The sequence below is a fragment of the Ketobacter sp. genome, from assembly GCF_003671495.1.
Classification (GTDB): Bacteria; Pseudomonadota; Gammaproteobacteria; order Pseudomonadales; family Ketobacteraceae; genus Ketobacter.
In genome coordinates, this window is the sequence record NZ_RCHN01000023.1 from 324,785 (window position 1) to 345,294 (window position 20,510).

At 57.4% G+C, this 20,510-nt stretch carries 16 protein-coding genes; 10 read left to right on the forward strand and 6 right to left on the reverse strand.

Annotated elements, in window-relative coordinates; genetic code table 11:
* Positions 1-2 precede the first annotated feature (2 nt).
* The 5 genes from D9N14_RS13280 to D9N14_RS13300 all read left to right on the forward strand — a co-directional run bounded on the left by D9N14_RS13280 (position 3) and on the right by D9N14_RS13300 (position 8,453).
* Entirely contained in the window at positions 3-3,869 is a 3,867-nt protein-coding gene (locus D9N14_RS13280; protein ID WP_290580431.1) for a hypothetical protein, read from the forward strand.
* 13 nt (positions 3,870-3,882) lie between these two features.
* Entirely contained in the window at positions 3,883-4,635 is a 753-nt protein-coding gene (locus D9N14_RS13285; protein ID WP_290580433.1) for a sulfite exporter TauE/SafE family protein, read from the forward strand.
* Positions 4,632-4,937, forward strand: a complete 306-nt coding sequence (locus tag D9N14_RS13290; RefSeq protein WP_290580435.1) for a hypothetical protein — start codon at positions 4,632-4,634, stop codon at positions 4,935-4,937. The genes D9N14_RS13285 and D9N14_RS13290 overlap by 4 nt, the downstream gene beginning before the upstream one ends.
* Entirely contained in the window at positions 4,918-6,135 is a 1,218-nt protein-coding gene (locus D9N14_RS13295) for a hypothetical protein (protein WP_290580437.1), read from the forward strand. Before D9N14_RS13290 ends, D9N14_RS13295 begins: the two co-directional genes overlap by 20 nt.
* Before the next feature lie 170 nt (positions 6,136-6,305).
* On the forward strand, positions 6,306-8,453 hold the full coding sequence (locus D9N14_RS13300; protein WP_290580439.1) for a hypothetical protein: 2,148 nt from the start codon (positions 6,306-6,308) through the stop codon (positions 8,451-8,453).
* A 33-nt stretch (positions 8,454-8,486) separates the two neighbouring features.
* Here the strand turns inward: D9N14_RS13300 and D9N14_RS13305 are convergent, their stop codons facing one another.
* The 4 genes from D9N14_RS13305 to D9N14_RS13320 form a co-directional block, all read right to left on the reverse strand.
* Positions 8,487-9,026: a porin family protein gene (locus D9N14_RS13305; protein ID WP_290580441.1), complete on the reverse strand. Its 540-nt coding sequence runs from the start codon at positions 9,024-9,026 to the stop codon at positions 8,487-8,489.
* Positions 9,010-9,735, reverse strand: a complete 726-nt coding sequence (locus tag D9N14_RS13310; protein ID WP_290580443.1) for a DUF3943 domain-containing protein — start codon at positions 9,733-9,735, stop codon at positions 9,010-9,012. Before D9N14_RS13310 ends, D9N14_RS13305 begins: the two co-directional genes overlap by 17 nt.
* Before the next feature lie 119 nt (positions 9,736-9,854).
* Positions 9,855-10,151 carry a hypothetical protein gene (locus D9N14_RS13315; RefSeq protein ID WP_290580446.1) on the reverse strand — a complete coding sequence of 99 codons (297 nt, stop codon included), beginning with the start codon at positions 10,149-10,151 and terminating at the stop codon, positions 9,855-9,857.
* Positions 10,152-10,228: 77 nt separating this feature from the next.
* Complete coding sequence (locus tag D9N14_RS13320; protein ID WP_290580448.1) at positions 10,229-11,200, reverse strand: hypothetical protein; 972 nt, start codon at positions 11,198-11,200, stop codon at positions 10,229-10,231.
* A gap of 195 nt (positions 11,201-11,395) precedes the next feature.
* Here D9N14_RS13320 and D9N14_RS13325 point away from each other — a divergent pair, with 195 nt between their 5' ends.
* From D9N14_RS13325 to D9N14_RS13340, 4 genes are all read left to right on the forward strand, one after another.
* Positions 11,396-12,283: a hypothetical protein gene (locus D9N14_RS13325; RefSeq protein ID WP_290580450.1), complete on the forward strand. Its 888-nt coding sequence runs from the start codon at positions 11,396-11,398 to the stop codon at positions 12,281-12,283.
* A gap of 191 nt (positions 12,284-12,474) precedes the next feature.
* Positions 12,475-14,832: a DUF3553 domain-containing protein gene (locus D9N14_RS13330; RefSeq protein ID WP_290580452.1), complete on the forward strand. Its 2,358-nt coding sequence runs from the start codon at positions 12,475-12,477 to the stop codon at positions 14,830-14,832.
* 251 nt (positions 14,833-15,083) lie between these two features.
* Positions 15,084-17,171 carry an elongation factor G gene (fusA, locus tag D9N14_RS13335; RefSeq protein WP_290580454.1) on the forward strand — a complete coding sequence of 696 codons (2,088 nt, stop codon included), beginning with the start codon at positions 15,084-15,086 and terminating at the stop codon, positions 17,169-17,171.
* Between the two features lie 269 nt (positions 17,172-17,440).
* Positions 17,441-18,139 (forward strand): TetR/AcrR family transcriptional regulator, encoded by a 699-nt coding sequence (locus D9N14_RS13340; RefSeq protein WP_290580456.1) that lies wholly within the window; start codon positions 17,441-17,443, stop codon positions 18,137-18,139.
* Positions 18,140-18,148: 9 nt separating this feature from the next.
* Here the strand turns inward: D9N14_RS13340 and D9N14_RS13345 are convergent, their stop codons facing one another.
* On the reverse strand, positions 18,149-18,772 hold the full coding sequence (locus D9N14_RS13345) for a DUF3365 domain-containing protein (protein WP_290580458.1): 624 nt from the start codon (positions 18,770-18,772) through the stop codon (positions 18,149-18,151).
* Between the two features lie 154 nt (positions 18,773-18,926).
* Here D9N14_RS13345 and D9N14_RS13350 point away from each other — a divergent pair, with 154 nt between their 5' ends.
* Positions 18,927-19,346 carry a hypothetical protein gene (locus D9N14_RS13350; protein ID WP_290580460.1) on the forward strand — a complete coding sequence of 140 codons (420 nt, stop codon included), beginning with the start codon at positions 18,927-18,929 and terminating at the stop codon, positions 19,344-19,346.
* A 9-nt stretch (positions 19,347-19,355) separates the two neighbouring features.
* Here the strand turns inward: D9N14_RS13350 and D9N14_RS13355 are convergent, their stop codons facing one another.
* Positions 19,356-20,474 (reverse strand): alpha/beta fold hydrolase, encoded by a 1,119-nt coding sequence (locus D9N14_RS13355; protein WP_290580462.1) that lies wholly within the window; start codon positions 20,472-20,474, stop codon positions 19,356-19,358.
* Between the last annotated feature and the right edge of the window lie 36 nt (positions 20,475-20,510).

The window sequence follows — 20,510 nt, forward strand, 5'->3', positions numbered from 1 at the left end:
TCATGGACGAGACATTGACCCCGCAGCAGGTGGAAGAGCAGCAGGCCCGAGCGCGACGGCAACAACGCAAGAACGCCAAGAAGAAACACGCGGCGGCGCGGGATGCGTTTTTGGAGGAAAGCACGGGCTTTGTGGATCGCGACGCGTTGCACAGCGCGCTGGAATTGCTGATGGAACGGGAAGGCCTCAACCTGGACGAGGCAAGCGATCAGCCGGGTGGCGCGGCGCCCCAACCCCGCGCCCTGGCCATGGGGGCGCCCGCGCCGATGGCATTCCCCGCCAACAACACCAATCGCTGGAACCCCATCGGGCCTTCGGTGGTGCGTCAGGGGCAGGCCGACGGCCGGCCCCGAGTGTCCGGACGGGTGCGGGATCTGGCGGTCAGCAATGATGGCCAGCGGGCCTATGCCGCCACCGCCAAGGGCGGGGTCTGGTATACCGGGGATGGCGGTGCCACCTGGGAACCGGTGGGGGGCTGGGCCAATGAGCCCCGCCGTCGCGGTGGCAACACCTCCGCCTTTGCCTGCGGCTGCCTGTTGGTGAACTTCGGCGCCGCCGTGGCCAACGATTTTGTGATGGTGGGGACCGGCGAAATCGGTGCCCGCCAACGCCCCGCCAACTGGTTGTCCATGCGCGGAATGGGGGTGCTGGTGGCCACCGGGCCCGCCAGCCAGGCCATCCAGAACGATCCCTGGGAGGCCGCCACCGGCATTAACCTGCTGGAAGGGGTCTCCATCGTGCGCATGGTGCGGGTGCCGGGCACCCCGGCAGGGCAGAATGGCGACCAGGTGATCGCCGCTACGACCGGCGGTTTGTTCCTGGGCACCCGCAGCATGGTGGGTGGCAGCCTGGCGTATACCTGGGCGGCCATGGCCGCACCTCCCATCCCGGCGACGCCCCCCGCCGCCAACTTTGCGGTACCGCCACCGGCCAACTGGGCTGCCAGCCGCGACCCAACCGACCTGTTGTACGTGGGCAATCGCCTGTTTGTCTGCTTCCGGGATTCCGGGGTGGCGTTCTCTGACAACAACGGCGGTGTCTTCAACTGGATCACCATGAACTTTGCCCCGGCGGCGCCGGTGGCCACCGCCCGTCTGGTGGGCCGCATGAGCCTGGCGCTGAACGATGACAACAACCGGGTCTATGTGCTGGGGGAGGTGGACACCAACCCCGGTGCCGCCGGCAACGCACAGATGCCCCACGTGTGGCAGATTGCCAACCCGGCAGCGGCCCTGCCCGGAGGGCCGGTGGCGACCCCCCTCAACAACGTGCCCACCAACGGCAATCTGTGGCCCGGCCAGCGGGATTACGACCAGGCCATCCTGGCCACCACCTATACCCCCGCTGCGGCACCCCCGGGCACCCGCACCGACCGGGTCTACATCGGCGGCTCGCTGGTGTGGGTGGCCAACTGGAATGCCGCCATCTGGTGTTTCGATGTGAACGGCGCCAACCTGGTGCCCTCGCCGGGCGTTTCCGACCGCCCCCCGGGCACCACCCACGGGGCCGATACCGCCGGGCTGGTGGGCAACCATGTGCACCCGGATGTGCATACCCTGCGCAAAGCCAACAATGCCGACGGCAGCCACCAGGTTTGGGTGGGCTGCGATGGGGGAGTGTTCCTGTCCCTGCGCAATGGCCAGACCAACACTTTCTCTTCCCGCAATGTGGGGCTTGCCTCCATCGAATCGGAGTTCATGGCCTCCCATCCCACCTCCAGCCACTTTGCCATGCTGGGCTGCCAGGATAACGGCCGCCAGGTGCGGGTGGGGGACAGCGTGTGGGAAATGAAAACCAGCATGCAGGGGGACGGCGGCGGGGTGATGTTCCATCCGGTGCAATCCCATTATGTGCTGGGGCAGTTCACCCAGGCGGATTGGGCCTGTGATCCGGCCGGACGCTATGTGCCACCGGCCATTCCACCGAACACGGCGAACCCGGCGGGCTCCGATCCCGAGTTTGCGGCCAGCTTTTTCTATTCCGGTATTGATGCCATTCCGCAACCGGCTGGCAATCGGGCCCGCGTGGCCCTGGGCACCAACCGGGTGTGGATCACGGACAATCTGGGTACGGCCAACCCCAATACCTGGCGGGTGCTGCCCATCACCGCGCTTACGGTGCCACCCACCTTTGCCAACGCGCGGGACCCACGGCTGGCCAACCGGTTGCCCAATGCGGCCCAGGCGGGCTTTGGCGTGCCCCCCGGGTTTGGGCCGGTGATCACGGTGAAGTGGGTCAACCCCACCACGGTGCTGGCGTTGTATCACCGGGGGGTGGTGCGCTACACCGAGAACCCCGTCTCCCCCGGGCAATGGACTTCCACCAATCTGTTGCAGCCGGGTATGGCGGCGGTGGCGCCTTTGGTGGTGCCCAATGCCACCTTCTTCACCGACATTGCCCCGGTGCCGGGCACCAACGATTTTTATCTCACCGGCACCGGCCAGACCCGTCAATGGACCCCGGCGGTGCCGGCCACCCCCACCAGCGCGGCGGTGGCGGCGATTCCCCCCGCGGCCGCGCTGGACACCTGTTACTACTACGATGATGCCGCCGGCGGCTTTCGCACCACCGGGTTGGGCAATGCGTTGCCGACGCCCGTCGGTCTCGCGGCCAGCCCCATCGATCCGGCCTATTCCGTGGTGGTGGACCCGGCCAACGTCAACAACGTCTATGTGGGCACGGCAACGGCGGTGTGGACGGCCACCAAAGGCGGCGGCAATATCCACGGTGCCTGGCTGCCGTTTGTGAATGGATTGCCGGAATCCACCGTGCAGGATCTGCATATCTGGAGCGATCCGGCGGCCGCCGCCGGGTCACCCCGTTTGTTGCGGGCGGCGTTGCAGTCCCGCGGCGTGTGGGAGGTCAACCTGGCGGCGGCGGAACCCAGTCGCACCTATCTGCGGGTGCACGAGCGGGATGACCGGCGTATGTTCCCCACGCCCCTGAAAAATCCGCGGCGCCATCCCACGGCAGCGGATGTGGCGGTGTTCCGCAGTCCGGATATTGTGATCCGGCCGGAATCGCCGGTCACCACGCCGCCTTCGTTCCAGGGCACCAACCTCACTAACAACGCGCTTACCTATCAACTGTGGACGTTCCAGACCGCATTCCGCTGGTTGTTCCCCAGTATCATCCCCAACGGCGAGTGGTCTGATCAGTTCGGGGATCTGGTGGAGCGCCAGCGGCGCACATTGGCGCTGCCCAATGCCGGTTCCCGCCGGGTGGATGCGGCCCTCTGGGATTGGGTGATGGCCAACGGGCTGGATGAAAACGGGCGCCCCGGCGTGTACCGGGCACCCTGGCAGAATGCCCTGGCACCAACCCTGCCGGCATCAGAAATCGATCTGATGGAAACCGTGGTGCCACGGCGGGATACCAGCAATATCTGGCAGGTGTATCGGGAACGCAGCGTGGTGGATATTCTGCTGCATCACCGCGACACCCGACCGGTGCCCGCCAATGATGCCTATGCCGTTTTACTGTGGCGTCATGCCCCCAGCCACAACACCCTGCTGGCCAGCGACTGTACCGACATCGTGCCCTATGTGCGCAGTCTGGTGGGGGGCGGTGCGGCGCTGGCGATGCCGGCTGGCTGGAACGTGGCGCTCACCGGCGGCAATGCCTTGCACCGTCTCAGTGTGCCCCTGGCTGCCCGCATGCCCCGCGCTGTTTCCGCCAATGTGGACTTAACTGCGGTGCCCAGCGGGCGCCGGGTGTTGTTGCTGGCGGTGGCCGGCTCCACCGCGGATGCGTTTTCGGCGCTGCCCAGTGGCGCCATCACCCGGGTGGATGATTTTGTGCGCCACTGGCCCCATGCCGCCGCCCGCATCATCAGTGTCTGGCGCCGTCCCGGCACCCAGCTTTTCTAACGAGGAACCCTGTATGGAATTCGATGTGTTAACCCTGTCCATTCTGATTCTGGTGGTGCCGGCGTCGTTTGTGTTGTCGGCGGCGGCGGGCCTGGGGGGATCGCTGATTCTGGTGCCCGCCCTGGTGATGGCGCTGGGGGCAAAGGAAGGCGTCGCCCTGGCGGCCCTGTTGCTGGCGGCCAACAACGTGGCCAAGGTGGTGGTGTACCGCAAAACCCTGCCCCTGGCCCAGGCGGCGCTGATTGCGGTGGCAGTGATGGTGGGGGCGGCCCTGGGTGCCGGCCTGATGGTGCAGGCGCCGGAGCGCTGGGTCACCATCGGCGTGCTGATCGCGTTGATCGCCACCTTTGCCGGGGATTTGGTGGCCCGGCGCGGCGTGTCGAAAGATGCTTCCATGCAGGCGCCGGCACGCAAAGCCTGGGCCGGGCTGCTGGCGTTCACCTCTGGTGCCACCTCGGGATTTTCCGGTACCTCGGGGCCGCTGAAAGGGGTGGCCCTGCGCAGCCTGCCGCTGGATCGCCAGTATCTGGTGGGGGCGGCGTCCCTGGTGTCCCTGGTGGGGGACATGACCAAAGCCGCAGTGTTCACCCATTCCGGGTTGCTGGGGCAATCCCACCTGATGCTGGCGGCGGTACTGGTGCCGGTGATGGCGCTCTGCACGTTGGCGGGGCGCAGTCTCAATCAACAGGTGGGGGAGAAAGGCTTTGCCATTCTGTTCTGGACGGTGATGGCCGGTTACGGCGTACGGTTGGTGACAGCATTATGAGCGCAGCAAAAAAGCCGGCCAAAAAGGCCGCGAAAAAACCCGGCACCCTCCACAAAAAAAGCAAACAGAAACCGGTGCATCAATCCGATCCGGATCTGCAGATGGAACCCACAGTGCCGGGCAAACCGGATTTTGACCAAAAGGATCAGAACATCTCCCCCCAACGCAAGGCGCCGGGGCCGGGTGCACAGCGCCGTAGCCGTGGTGATGGCTCTGGTGGAACAGGTTCTCGCACGGCCACCCGCAAAAAAACCAAACCCAGCCCGGAAGCGAACATCAAAGATGACCACGATTCTCAGTGATATCGGCCTGAACCAGACCGCCACCGGCCGCCAGACGGCCACCATTGCCGAGCCCAGTCTGGCCTGTTCCGGCAAGCGTATGTTCGTGACCGGCAATTGGTTTGCTGCCCGTTCCACCAGTGCCGGTGCCCGTTGGAAATTCATCGACCCCTACACCGAACTGCCGCCCGCGGGGGCCGGGTTTTGCTGCGATCAACTGGTGCTGTATTCCAAGCCCTGGCGGCTGTGGGTGTGGCTGTTGCAGTTCGCCAAAAACACCACCGGCAATCGCATCCGGGTGGCGGTCAGTTCCACCGGCGCCCCCGGCAGTTGGACGTTTTGGGATACCACCCCCCAGGACATCGATCCCAACTGGCGCAATGTCTGGCTGGACTATCCGGACATGCTGGAAACCGACGGCAACCTGCTGCTGTCCTTCAACCTGTTTTCCACTGCCACCGATCACTGGCAACGGGCCGTGGTGCTGCGCTTTCCCATGGCCACCTTGAAGGCGCGGGGTGAACTGCAACGCCAGGCCTGGTCCACGGATCAGTTTGGTTCCCTGCGCTTTGCCAGGGGCGCGGGCAACGTCGCCTATTTCGCCAGCCTCAGTTACAGCGCACCGCAACTGCAAGTGTTCCGCTGGGCCGACAACACCTCCGCCGTCACCCAAACCAGCGTCGCCGTCAGCGATTGGGCGGATCGCCATTACGTGTCCCCGTTGCCCGATGGTGGCAGCTGGTTAAACCGCCTGGACGCCCGGGTCACCGGTGGCTGGATGGCAGAAGATCGCCTGGGCTTTGCCTGGAGTGCTGCGGCGGATGCAGATCACCCGCATCCGTTTATTCGCGTGGTGCGCATCAACCGCAACAACATGGCGCTGGTGGACGAACCGGATCTGTGGAGCACAGACCGCGCCTGGGCCTATCCCGCCATGTGCCCCAATCAGCGGGGTGATGTGGGGGTGACCGCGTTTTGTGGCGGTGGCGGGCGCTTTCCCACCCATGCGGTGGGCCATCTGGATCAGAGTTCCGGCACCTGGGAGATGACCTTGGGGCAGGCCTCCACCCATGGGCCGGGTAACGGTGCCTGGGGGGATTACCTGGACATTCGCCCCGACCCGTCGCGCACCACCTACTGGCTGGCCAGTGGCTTTGTGTTGCAAGGTGGCGCCAGCCGCAATCACATTGTGCCGCGGGTGGTGTTGTTCAAACCCTGAGCCGCATGCATTCATCCTGATAGTTCGGTTTAAGGTTTTTATTAAAAAAGATTGTCGCCTCAGGTCAATTGTCTCTCCGGGTTCAGGCTTCGAGAATGGCAGCAGGAACGGGATGTTCCTCTGTATTGAAGAACCTGCACATAACAAAAAGAAGCATAAGGAGATGCGTTGTGCTGAGTGTCAGCCCTGGCCGTTGGGCCACCCACTGGATTCGTGTTTGGATACTGCCCTGCCTGGCCCTCGCCAGCCTGATGCTCATCGGGGGCTGCAATGCCGGCGCCGACGACGATCAAATGGTATTAAAGATTTCCTGGCGGGATGGCTTTTTCTCGCAGGGGTTTCCTACCGACTTGCGCAAGGTCGATCTGCACAATAATGATCAGCGCATCGATGTGAGCGGGTTCCCCCGGCCGCTGCAATTGTTTTCCCTTACCTACACCCATCAGATTCGACATCAGGCATTCGGCTATTCGCCGGCCATGCCGTTGTACATGCAGTTTGGCACCGGTTTGCAACGGGCGGCCCATGTGGATGATCTTGCCCCGGTGGACTTTGCCAACCACACTGCGCCGGTGCAGGTGATCGACATTGATCCCGCCTCACCGGATTACGGCACCCGCTATCCCCTGGCCATCGCCATGACGGCAGAGCCGGATCAGTATCGCCCACAGAATTTATTGCAGGTGCGCCCGGTGGGAAAACCGCTGCGTGAACAGACCACCTATGCCTTGGTGGTGCAGCGTGAATTTGCCCAACAGGCCGACAGCATTCAACCGAATCCGGAGCTGACCGCGCTGCTGCAGGGCCACAACCCGTGGACGGTGAACCCGCTGCTGTTGCCCGGTGATGCCCGCCGTGCGCAGCAGGTGTACGCGCCCCTGGCCCGGTTTATCGAAGCACATTCTGATGCGCCCTCTGATGCACCCACGAATGCACCCACTCTGGCAGCCGCCGACATCATCGGCGCCACCGTGTGGACCACCGGCAATGCCAGCCACTATATGAAAAACATCGTGGAAAAAGCAGCCCAGTGGACACCGGCGCCACTCGACAGCCCCTGGGTGTTGCGGGAGGAAACCGCAGACTATTGCGTGCTGGAATCCAGTTGGCAGGTGCCGGTGCTGCAGCGAGGCCTGATTCCGTTTTTCAGTGGCGGCAGCATCGAATTCGATGCCCAGAACAACCCCGTGATTCGGCGCCATCGCACTGCCCCGGTGATCGTCACCATTCCCAAACAACCCATGCCATCGAGGGGATACCCGCTGCTGCATTACCACCACGGCACCGGTGGCCTGGCCACCCAGGTGTTTGAACGCGGGCTGACGCGCGCCGACGGCAGCCAGATCTATCTGGGCAGCCCGGCCCAGGTGGCCGCGCAACGGGGTTGGGCCACCGCCGCCATGGCCGGGCATTTGGGGGCAGATCACCAGGAGCAGCTGCGCCTGCTGGACACCGTGCTGGAACTGATCCCCGGTTTTACCCTCAACCACACCACCTATAACTTTTTAAACCCCAAAGCCATGCGCGACAACTTTGCCCAGATGCTGGTGGAGCGGGCGCAATACCGCCGACTGGTGATGGGCCTGTCCCTGGATGCCGGGCTGTGCCCGGGTGCGTTCGCAGCCGGTGGCCAAATCCACTTTGATCACAACCTGCAGGCGGTGATGGGGCAGTCCCTGGGTTCCATGACCGCCTCAGCCTCGGTGGCCACCGACCCGGTAGGCTACCGCGGCCTGATTGCCACCGGCGCCGGCAACTACGGCCTGGGCCTGGCCCTCTACTATTCGCTGGGGGACACCGATGTGGGCGCAGTGATCGAGGACATTTATCTGAACGTCGAACCCGGCACCGTGGCCGGCGACCCCTTCCACCCGGTGTGGGCCCTGGCGGAACTGATACTGGCCCCGGCCAACGTGGCCACACTCCTGTCCAATGACCCAATCGCTCCTGCCCCTCATGTTCTGGTGGTGGAAGGCCATTACGACGAGCAAGTAACCCTGCCCATGCAGCGCCCTTATCTGATCAGCCTGGGGGCGGACTTCATCAATCATGAACTGGAGGTGGACCCCGCTCATCAATTGCTGCCGGATCTGCAAACGGCGGGCTACCAGCAGTTGTTCTCACCGGTGGCGGGTAATCGGGCGGGGCGCACCGTGGGCGTGGTGCGCTATGCCGAGGACGGCATCATGACCGGCCACCACGTGGCATTCCAGTATCCGCAGCCGCAGCATCAATACGGCTGCTTTCTGGAGGATCTGGCCCTGGGGCAGACGCCGGTGCTGATTGCCGGAGTGGAACTGGGTGGGGCCTGCCGCTAGGGCAAACCGGCTACGTAACCTGAGCCGTTGCTATTATTTTTCACCTTCAGCAAAACGATAGACAATGGTGGACATTAGAGTTTGATCAACAAAACCATCACCGAAGCCCTTGAAGTAACGGTAATCCAGCTGTAGCGCCCACTTGGGCTGTAGCGTCCAGTGCAAACCTATTCCTGTGTGGAACACCGTATCGGAGTACGCTTTGCCTTCGGCACCCAGCATCTCACCCAGCCCCACGACAACATAAGGTCGCAGACTGTCCTCGCTGCGCCAATAGTATTTACCCTGCGCATAGTAGTTTTCGAAACGGTCACTTCCCCCCAACTCACTATCGGGATGAGAGCGGGAATAGAATAATGAGGCTGACCATTTTCGATTAAAATGCAGCCCCAACGCCACCCCCCCCATGTCGCGGTCTTTCAGGTCGCGATCATTGTCGTAATCAATATAGCCATAGCTGGCAGAAAGGAAGACAATACTTTTGGTGACCGGGTCCTCGGCAAAGGCGCTCCCTGAGCATAGGCAAAAAACAACGAGCAAGGCTGCCTTGATGGCATTAGAACTGGTACGCAATGTTCAGGCTCCAATAGAAATCAGCTGATTCAGCTTCGTCGAAACTCAACGCCGGTTGGCTGGACACCCAGGCACTACCCGCTTTGACCACTTCCCTGCCCATCATTTTATTGATTCCTACACCGATGGAGTCCACCGGATCAAGCAGAAACAGCGATATATCACCCCAAAAACGCGAACCGTACACGGTTCCGCCACGTCGGCGTATTTCCTTTTCCTTGTTATAAGACCATTCACCCCAGAGCCAGCCCCCAACAGGCGTTACCACAAGATCCTGGATGGAGGGTACTTCGGCAAATGCCTCCAGACCATATTCCCAATAAAATGTGGACATCATGAACGAGTAAACAAAGGAATCCCATTGGCGATATCCTGATTTGCGTGCCACCTGATAATAAACACTACCAAAATAGGGGTGGCCTATATAGTTGATATACCAGACGTCACGATCCCAAACCGGCCCCTCTTTGACGTTGTCACGCCATTTTTCGAGCAAGCGGTCGTCACTGCGATCCCAGTTGGAAATTTCCGGTGGCAACATCGCTATAAAGCCTGCAACACCTAATCCCAAACCAAACATTAATTTGGTCTGGGACCACAAACGCTCCTTGTCTTCGCCATGGGTGGGGTTGAACAGTGAAACATGGTAAGGGTTATCCTGCAGATCCAGGGGCAACTCACCTTGAGGCCACTCAGATGTGGTGTCCATCACCGTGTACGGTATAACCGATTTCTCTTCTGTGGATGGCTCATCCGCGTATACGGTTACGGCGTTACAGGTCAGGAAGACCAATATACCTGTTGAGTGTTTCAGGGGGGGCTCCTTCTTTATCCGGTCGTTCGTTTCTCGCAGCTAATGGGGTTTACTGGATCATAACGGGCAGCCCACAGAGAATTGATTCTGACCCAGCGGTACAAAGTCAGGGGATGGACGTTATCACTGTTAACCACTTCATAGCGTTGATCTGCATCAGCTTCCCATTCGAACTGACAGCGGTAATTCCACTGGTAAGTCTGGTATACAACCGTGAGTGAATGGGGGCCCGGCGCCAGCTCCAGCACGTAGGATGATTCTACGGCGTTACCATCAACCTGAGTAACCGGATAGCTGGTGATCACCAGCACCCTGCCATCCGGGGCTGCCGGCCCCGATGCAATGCATCCCCCGAGGTTGGCGCATATACCAATCCAGGTCAACCACCTCACCGCGCCGTCACCCCAATATTGAAACCGGACACATCATCTGAAAATGAATAGCCAGCCTTGACGCCAATATAGCGCCAGCCGAACCAATCCAAAGGTTTAATGTGCATATCCCAGTCCAGGCCGACACCAATTTCATGCAGATCATTAAACCCCAATGCACTTTTCTTTTGATCCAGGTAAGCGTTGTAACTGTAGTAGGTGTTCCAATACCATTTTTGATTGCGAAAATGCCACTCTGTCGGTCCGCTCAAGGTACCTTTCACTAACATGGAGTGACTCCAATCCCAGGTATCCAGTGCTGCGTTCTCCTCACTGAATGTGTCAGTATACATTATGTTGTAGCGACCCATCAGGTCTACGCCCAAGCGCTCGCCCCACTCTGAATACAACAAGTCCACCGAAGCAACCCCGGTCACCGAATCGACAGTATTGGCCCTGAAAAAGGCCTCTTCAAATTGCTCGGAATTCAGAAACAGCGCACCCTGGGCTGTGCTTTCTGTTTCAATGTGCGAAACGATCAAAGAGGCAAAAGGTCGAACCTTGAAGTGCTGGTCAATGGGGAAACTCAGCCCGAAATTACCCCGCAATGCGGCAATATTGCGCTTTACCTGCACATCTACCTCATCACCAAAATCATCCACTAATACAAAGCGATCATCCAAGCCACCACCAATCAGCGACAAGCCCCAGTAGCCATTGTAAATATTGGGCTTGATTCTGAACTCTGCGCTGAATCCCAGGCTCGATCTCCACAGGTCTGATTGCCGGTTCGTTTTGTCCACGGTAAGGGCACTACCTTCTACACCTGGCGCAGTCGCGATATTCACGAAGGCAATAACGGCTTGTCGCAGATCTGAAACATCCAGATCACTGATGCCTTCAGGTATATCCACCTGGGCATGACAAAGTTGCCCCATTCCCAGCAGAGACATAAGCGCGAGAACAATTATCGGTTTTACTCTGAACATTCGAAACTCAGAAGTCGGTATCCTGGACAATGGCTTTGGTGGATTTTATAGCATATGGTTACCACTCAATGCATTCACTTTCAGAGGCGATTTTTTCTACTCGGCTTTTCTCTAGATCATCACAAATAGCTTGCACGCGTCTGTTGCATTTTGGGCAATTCGCCTACAATCAGAAAATAGCTTAAAAGATCTCGAATGAGGGAAACAGTGCGAGCGGCAGAACCAGTACCCCACAACTCTAAAATGGTTCGCTATGGGTGGATAGCTGCCCTGATTGACGCTCTTATACAGTCTTTCGTCCTTGTGAAAGTGTTTAACTCAACTGCCAGCCTGAGCGATCAAGTGCTATTAGTGCTTTTCGTCGTTCTGAATGTGGCAATGGCAATTGCAATCTTCTTAAGGCACCGACTGACCGTTGTTGTGGCCCTGGCGTTCCAATGTGTAGTGTTCGTAACCACTTTTTTTTACGTGGAAAAGCTTTCAGATCTTATCTATAGCTGTGTGTTTCAATTTCCATTTATGTATTTCTATGTTCGAGCTACATTGGAAATTAATCGTATTCATCGGCAGGCCACCATCGCCAACTCAGCACCTCAAAGTGAGAAAAGTCTTACTTTTGAATATGGACCCAAAAGAATTCTGGCTTTGATGACGGTGGCGACAGTCTGTGGAATAGCGGCCTGGTGGTGTTGGATTCAGGTACAAGACCCTTATTTCATGATCAGCACTCGTAAGTTGAGCCTCGGCATTACGGCAAGCCATTACTTTTTGTATTTATTTATGGCTGCGTTATTGTATCTGGTCGGTATGGCAACCTATGGGTTGGTTGCTGCTTTAGTTCCAAAGCAGGTAACCATTAATCCCGCCTGTGTGGAAATTCCGAACTACTTGCTGGGAAACAGCATGCGCAGAGTAAACTTCACCGATATTGCAAACGTAGAAATGAGATCCGGAAGGCAAGGAGAGGTGCTTATCATTCACTCCTTGCATGGCAAAGCCAGGCTGGTTGAATCCTGGTTTCCCAATTCAGATGACTACATGACGGTGGCCAAAGCCATAGGGCGCCGCAAATTCACTGGCTAGAGCGGTTGGCCATCGGTAGAAATGTTCAATTAGAATGCTAGCCGCTGTTCACTGCTGAACGTAGAACATTCGTTCCAGCCTGTCTGCTTTTTCCAACCAGGCATTCAGTATTCAAGCATCAATATAGGGGTGTGGCCAGAAGGCAGCGCTAGTCTAATATTGTAAATATCCCAAGCAGTGTTGCGAAGTCGATGAATATACGTATCAATTTGGTATTGCATAAGATCCGGCAAAATCAAACCAAAATTGGCCAGGTGCGAATATGGCTCGCTCTGGGGTTGTTGGTGTCTGGCGCGACACTATTCCATTCAGTGCCCGCTGGAATGCTGCTCGTGGGCGCGGTCATAGCAACCCTCCTGGTGACCGTATTGGGATATTTAATGATAGTAATGGAAGGTGTCAAAAAGAACCTGCTATGGATACCATTCTTTATTGGTTATCACTTCATTGTGGAATATTTCACGCAAAGCCACATAGATATCATCCAGTTGGCAGCCATGACCGTTGTGTTCATGTCAATTGTGGCGATCTTATCGCTTCGGCTGTCCCGATATTGGGCGCTAAAAACAACATTCAAAGTGTTTCTCGACCAACCTTTGTGGAAAGAACTGGTGTGGCCACGATATGGCCGTGGGTTCAGTGGTGGATCGCCTGCGGACCAAGCCATTCATACGATACTTTGGGTAAGGAAAGGCAACCAGGAAGCGGCAGGGTTGTTCAAGAAATTGCTACCAGACATACGGGAGCTTGAAGGCAATCGACAGGTCACATTGGGGAAACTTCGAGAAGTGGTGACGCAGTCGAATCTGAAAATATCGAAACGCCAGTTTGACCGACTGTTTTCCTATGAACCCAGCCGTGCGTATAACAGGATATTCCGCCCGCACCTGAGCAGCACCGAGCTCGAACCACCTATAGTGTATAAGCCCGGAGACCGGGTGATGTCACCGGTCAATCGAGAATGGGGGGTAGGTGAAGTCATTGTCGTGGATCGGAATCGGCTATGGATATTTTTTGTTAACGGCGGAGTCAGAACCATAACGCTGAGTTATGCACCCACTATTGAAAAGGTGTCTGGGCGGAAAGCACAGCATCCTGGCCTTGATAACATCAATATTACCAAAGCTGAACTGGGCATACCGGAATACTTTGGTTATGAGCACTATGTGAAGAATAATGCCCGCCCAGCATTGTTTTTGTCCAAAACATTTGAGGACACAGGGTCTTTAACCTATTTTGGTGGTAGGCCGATGGCACCTAAAGGCTTTCAGTGGCCAAAAAGCGAGTGCTACGGACAGCGCCGTTGCATGCAATTCCTCGGGCAAATCGATCTTAGAAGCCCTCAGATAAATGATATTGATCTTGGTTTGTATGGTGATTTGCCAACCGATGGGATTCTATATTTTTTCATCGATGAAAAAATGTTTGAGGAAGGAAAGACTTCGCAAACTGTATTTTATATCAACTCTGGACTGGATGATCTGTCACCGGTGAATCAAGATGGCGATTCGTCATTAACGGTTGGAAGGTACAGTAGCTACAGCCCTCAACGGTATCGTTATGGCACTGAAGTCGAGCACACAAATTTCCCCACCTTTTTATATCCAAAATTCGAAGTGAGAATGGAGCCAATTGTTGATATCAGAGACCCGTACGGTGTCTTCTCCAACTATATGTTTGAAATCGGGCGCAGCCAGTTCAAGGAATTGGATGAACATGTGCAGAAGTTGCAGTCTGATAGCATCCTGGCGGCACTCAGAGCGATTCATGGTACACATGGTGCCGAAAAAGGCCTCGAAGATACCGATTGGAAGCTGGCCCGCATACTGGACCCGGATCGGGTGACAAACGAATTTGAATTGAGGGAGCCAGAACCGGACGTGTCACCCATTGTGAAGCGGTGGCCACAAACATGGTTGCATGTGAGTTTATGGTTAAGCAGTAAAGAGTATTTTGCCGCCGAGAGAAGCGATTTCTGTAAATCGCCAACGCACCCATTGGAGCGCCGCTTTCTGGAAACCTGTGAGAACCTGGTGCAAACCGCGGAAAAGAAAGGCCCCTACACACAACTGCTCGACTCAGAAAGATTAGCGATACGTAGATGGATATCGAAGTCTTTCCTGCATTGCCTGGAAATTCTGCGGGAAAGGGGAAATGATGAGCATGATCGCCTGATTGCACGGAGGATTTCCGGTTTTCTTCGCTATTCGATCGGTTACTCTTTGCGACCGGCTATGGCCCGTTGTCTTGATCTTGAGCAGCCCAATCGCGATCTGTTGAACGCTGAAGAAAAGGAGGATTTTCTGAGCTGTTTCCTGGTGAACAAGAAGGATCGTGTAGATATACGTCATCAAATGCTGGGCTATGGCACCAATATGCAAGGCACGGCAGAAAAGCACATCGACAAAGTACTGCTGCTTCAGTTGTACTCCGACGGCGTCATGTCGTGGGATTTCGCTGATGTAGGCATCCTTCAGTTCTGGATAACAAAGGATGATTTGAGGAAACGGCGTTTTGATAAGGTGGTGGTCACGATGGAAGGGTGCTAGTGCATAATTAATAAACGCGTCTTGCCGCTCTGAGTACCCCAAAAAGCCCCCATTTCAGACCCCCGCCACCCCCAAACTGTTCACATATACAGCAAAACCCACCCAAAGCAGGCCCCCAGGCCCGTTTAAGGCCTTCCCCGGGCGTCCCAAAAATGAAAGATAATTGACATAATCGAGAGCTATCTTAACGGAGCGTTCATCGGTATAATTGCGCGCTTTTCCACCCTAACCTGCCATGAAAGTTTGAAGCCATGACTGACCTAGCCCTATATCGCAACATCGGCATCTTCGCTCACGTTGACGCCGGCAAAACCACGACCACCGAGCGTATCCTTAAGCTCACAGGTAAAATCCACAAAACCGGCGAAGTGCACGACGGCGAGTCAACCACTGACTTCATGGAGCAGGAAGCCGAGCGCGGCATTACCATCCAGTCCGCCGCCACCACCTGTTTCTGGAACAATCACCGCCTGAACATCATCGACACCCCCGGGCACGTTGACTTCACCGTAGAGGTGTACCGCTCCCTGAAAGTACTGGACGGCGGCATTGGCGTGTTCTGTGGCTCCGGCGGTGTTGAGCCGCAATCCGAGACCAACTGGCGTTATGCCAACGAATCCGAAGTTTCCCGGATCATTTTTGTTAACAAGCTTGATCGTATGGGTGCTGACTTCTACCGCGTTGTTGGCCAGGTCAAGAAAGTCCTGGCTGCCAACCCGCTGGTCATGACCCTGCCCATCGGTATCGAAGACGACTTCGTGGGTGTGGTGGATCTGCTGAGCCAGAAAGCCTACATCTGGGATGATTCCGGCCAGCCCGAAAACTACAAGGTTGAGGAAATCCCGGAAGATCTGAAGGAAAAAGCCGCCAAGTACCGCGAGCAACTGGTTGAAACGGCCGTTGAGCAGGACGATGACCTGATGATGGCTTACATGGATGGCGAAGAGCCCTCCATCGAAGACCTCAAGCGCTGCATTCGCGAAGGCACCCGCAAGCTCGACTTCTTCCCCACCTACTGTGGCTCTGCGTTCAAAAACAAGGGCATCCAGCTGGTGCTGGACGCGGTGGTGGATTACCTGCCGAGCCCCACTGAAGTGGACCCGCAGGACCTGACCGACGAAGAAGGCCAGCCTACTGGCGAGAAAGCCATTGTTTCTGCTGATGAGCCGCTGCGCGCCCTGGCGTTCAAAATCATGGACGACCGTTACGGTGCCCTGACCTTCGTACGCATTTACTCCGGCAAGCTGAACAAGGGTGACACCATCCTCAACTCCTTCACCGGCAAGACCGAGCGTATCGGCCGCATGGTGGAAATGCACGCCAACGAGCGTACCGAGCTGACCTCTGCCCAGGCCGGCGACATCATCGCCATCATCGGTATGAAGAACGTGCAGACCGGCCACACCCTGTGTGACCCGGACCACCCCTGTACCCTGGAAGCCATGGTGTTCCCGGAGCCGGTAATCTCCATCGCCGTGTCCCCGAAAGACAAGGCTGGCGTCGAGAAGATGGGTATCGCCATCGGTAAGCTGGTTGCTGAAGACCCGACCTTCAAGGTTGAAACAGATCAGGATTCCGGTGAAACCATCCTCAAGGGCATGGGCGAATTGCACCTGGACATCAAGATCGACATTCTGAAGCGTACCTACGGTGTTGATCTGAATGTGGGCAAGCCACAGGTGGCCTATCGCGAATCCATCACCAAGGCCGTTGAAGACAGCTACACCCACAAGAAACAATCCGGTGGTTCAGGTCAGTACGGCAAGATCGATTACCGCATCCGTCCGGGAGAAACGAACTCCGGCTTCAAGTTTACCTCCACCGTTGTGGGCGGTAACGTACCGAAGGAATTCTTCCCGGCCATTGAAAAGGGCTTCAAGAGCATGATGGAGACAGGTCCGTTGGCCGGTTTCCCGGTGCTGGACGTTGAAATCGAGCTGTACGACGGTGGCTACCACGCTGTTGACTCCTCCGCCATCGCGTTTGAAATTGCCGCCAAGGGTGCGTTCCGTCAGTCCCTGCCGAAAGCGGGCCTGCAGTTGCTTGAGCCGATCATGAAAGTGGACGTGTTCACCCCGGACGCCAACGTGGGTGACGTAATCGGTGACCTGAACCGTCGCCGCGGCATGATCAAGGATCAAGAGCCAGGCGCCACTGGTGTTCGCATCAAGGCTGACGTACCGCTGGCTGAAATGTTCGGCTACATCGGTCACCTGCGTACCATCACTTCCGGCCGTGGTCAGTTCTCCATGGAGTTCTCCCACTACATGCCTTGTCCGCAGAACGTTGCCGAAGCGGTGATCGAAGAAGTGAAAGCCAAGAAAGCGGCTGACAAGTAAGACCTTAAGCAACCTTCACGTTGCTGATAAAGGCCCGGTGCATGCACCGGGCTTTTTTTTGCTGCGGAAATCCGGAATGGCACTATTGCAACCGTTATAGTCTGCACCCCAGGCGGCTGATTATGCCCTCTCTGCTGCGAGATTGACCCGGCCCGGGCCCCAAACTGGCCCCATCTGGGGTGCCTATTTGCCGATTTGGCCATTAACAGTGGGGGAAATTGCGATATTATGGGGGGAATTGATGGCGCAGTAAGGACCGCTTCTCCCCCATGAAAACCAAAGACCGCATATTGTTGACCAGTCTGAAGATGTTCAATGAACAGGGCGAACGCAACGTGTCCACCAATCACATTGCGGCGGCGCTCAACATCAGCCCCGGCAATCTGTATTACCACTTCCGTAACAAGAACGAGATCGTGTTCCAGTTGTTCCTGCGTTACCAGCAGGAGGTGCAGGGTTTCATGATCGTGCCGGAGGGGCGCCACGCTTCCTATCAGGATAAGGTCAATTACCTGGAGGCCATCCTCAACAGCATGTGGGATTACCGGTTTTTGCACCGGGATCTGCAGCACCTGCTGCAGGATGATGAGCGCCTGCGGGATGCATACCGTGCGTTCTCCTCGCGCACCGTGGCCGATGGTCGGCGCATTCTGCAGGCCATGGCGGATGCCGGTGTGCTGCTGGCCAATCAAGAACAGATCGACGCCCTGATCCTGAATATCTGGGTGCTGGTGGTGTCCTGGTCGTCGTTTCTGCAGTCCATTTCCATTCAGAACAACAACGGCAGCACCATGCGCAAAGCCCTGCTGAAGCGGGCGATCTATCAGATTATCGCCCTGGAAGAGCCGTTCCTGTGCGAATCCATCAAGCCCCTGTTGCCGGAGCTGAAAAAACACTACCTGGCGGGGGAGAGCACCGATCCGCTGGCCCTGTTCCCCACCATTCTGGATGATGTGCAGCAGCGCTAGGCTGCTGATTTAAAAGCTTTTCTTCAAGCTGAATGCACCCCGCAATTGCCCTTCTTTAAAGCCGGTGGCCTGATCCTGCGGATACAGGTCCTGCAGGGTGCTGCGCACCGGTCCGGCAATGTTACTGCCGTGGCAGTTCAGGCACAGGCCCGCGGTGGGTATGGCGCTCATATAGCGATACACCTTGACCCCGCCTTCCGTCACCCAAGCGGATGTTTTCAAATTGGCCACGGGGGCGCCGCGGGCAATCTTGTCCTGCCATTGGGACAGGATCTGTTGTTCCCAGGCATCCGGCGCGTTGTCGGGGTTGCGCACCTTATGGCTGGTGCGGGCCACTTCCCAGCCCTGTTCCTGGGCCAGGCGATTGGCGATGGCCGGAGCGCTGCTGCGACAGACCTTGATGGCCTCCACCGGTCCGGATGCCATGATGGTGCCCTGCAGCACGGCCTTCAGCTCCTGGCCGAACAACTGAGTGATGTCTTTGGCCTGCTGTTCCAGTTGCGCCAGGCTGGGTGGGCTGGCTACAGGGTCGGTTGGGGTGTCGGCGTGGCTTGCGGTCATGGGCAACACAGCGAGTGCCATGGGGAAAGACAGATTGGCGACGCGGGTGACGAACTGACGGAATAGCCGCATGGGGCCCCCTCTTTTGTGTATTAGAAAGTTCTAATAATAGTGCTTTTTGCGGTATTTAGTCACTTGTTTGGCCGAACCGATTGGCATAGTCTGGGTCGAACTTCAAACACAATGATCAGGATCAATGATCGACAAGACTCGAGAGGAGAGCACGATGGAGCGTCGTAAGTTTTTTGCCCTGGGGCTGGCGGGTATGGTGGGATCGTCACTGGTGGCCCGTGTTGCCAGTGCCGCGCAAAGTGCGCTGAGCACCAAGTTGGCGGGCAGCGTTTATTACACCAGGGAAAGCCCGGGACGCTGGAGTGCCAAGGTGGCCGGACACGCTCCGGTGGTGGACGTGAAAGGCGGGCAGGTGACCGTGACCACGCCCCACGAAATGAACGGCTATGAGCACTACATTGTGAAGCATACGGTGTTCGACAAAGACATGAATATCCTGGGCGAAACCATGTTCGACCCCACCCAGGCCAAAGGCCCCATTTCCAGTCACGATCTGAAGGGTTACAAAGGTACGGCCTACGCCCTCAGCATGTGCAACAAGCACGACTGCTGGCTGACGGAATTCAGTGTTTAATCAGAACGATTAGTCCGAACGCTGCGCTAACCATTCTGCCGTGATGGCCCAGGTGTGTTCCTGGGCCTTGCCGCCGGCAAACACGCCGGCATGCCCGCCGGGCACCACCATAAATGTCTTGTCTTCCATGGTGCCCAGTTCCATGATTTTTTTGGCCGCCGCCACACTGACGATGTTATCGCTGGCCCCGGCAAACGCCAACAGATTGCTCTTGATGCCGGTGAGGTCGGCAACGCGATCACCGATCCTGACGCGGCCATCTGCCAGCGCATTCTTGATACCGAATTCGAACACCAATTGTTGCACGGTGGCGCCCGGGTAATCCGGCATGTTGTTGAACCATTCCCGGGTGGTGAGGTGTGCCTTCACATAATCCCGGTCCGATAGATTCCGCACCAGATCAAAATAACTCACCACGCCGGCCAGGGGGTTGGTCATCTTGAACAGCACCGACAGTACATCACCGGGCACATGAAAGCGCTGGGTGTCGGCCAGCGCCCGCGGAATGGGGACACGCCGGGTGTAGCGTTTCACCCAACCCAGCACCTTGCCGTAGGCGTGGCTGGCGTGAAAATCGATGGGGCTGGCGATGGTGACGATGTTGCGGATCTGTCCGTGGTTGTGTGCCCCGGCGTACAGCAGGGTCAGCAGGCCGCCCATGCAGTAGCCCACCATGGAGATGCGCTGTTCGCCGCTGTGTTCCTGCACCTGGGATACGGCTTTCTGCAGCCAGTGATTGACGTAGGTGTCGATGGAAAGACCGGCATCGTGTCGGGACGGAGCCCCCCAGTTCACCAGATACACCTGAAACCCCCTGGCATTCAGAAACCGCACCCAGCTGCGTTCGGCCATCAGGTCATAGATCCAGTGGAAGACCCCCAGGGGCGGCACCAGCAGAATCGGGGTTCTGTGTTGCTGCGTTTGGGGCGCGACCGCGTCACCGTCCAGTTCGAAGGGAATGTTGTCCTGGTGCGGATAGTAGCGCAACTCCATCAGGCCGTCGGAAAACAGCACCTCATGGGCGGTTTTGTCCGCCACGATGAATTTTTCCGTGTGGGTGCGGCGCTCGATGGCGTTGCGTACAAAAAAATAGGACCGTCTCAAGAACGAGGGGGCGGTGCGGTTCATATCCCAATCCGGTGTGCTTAATCAGGTGTTTGGCCA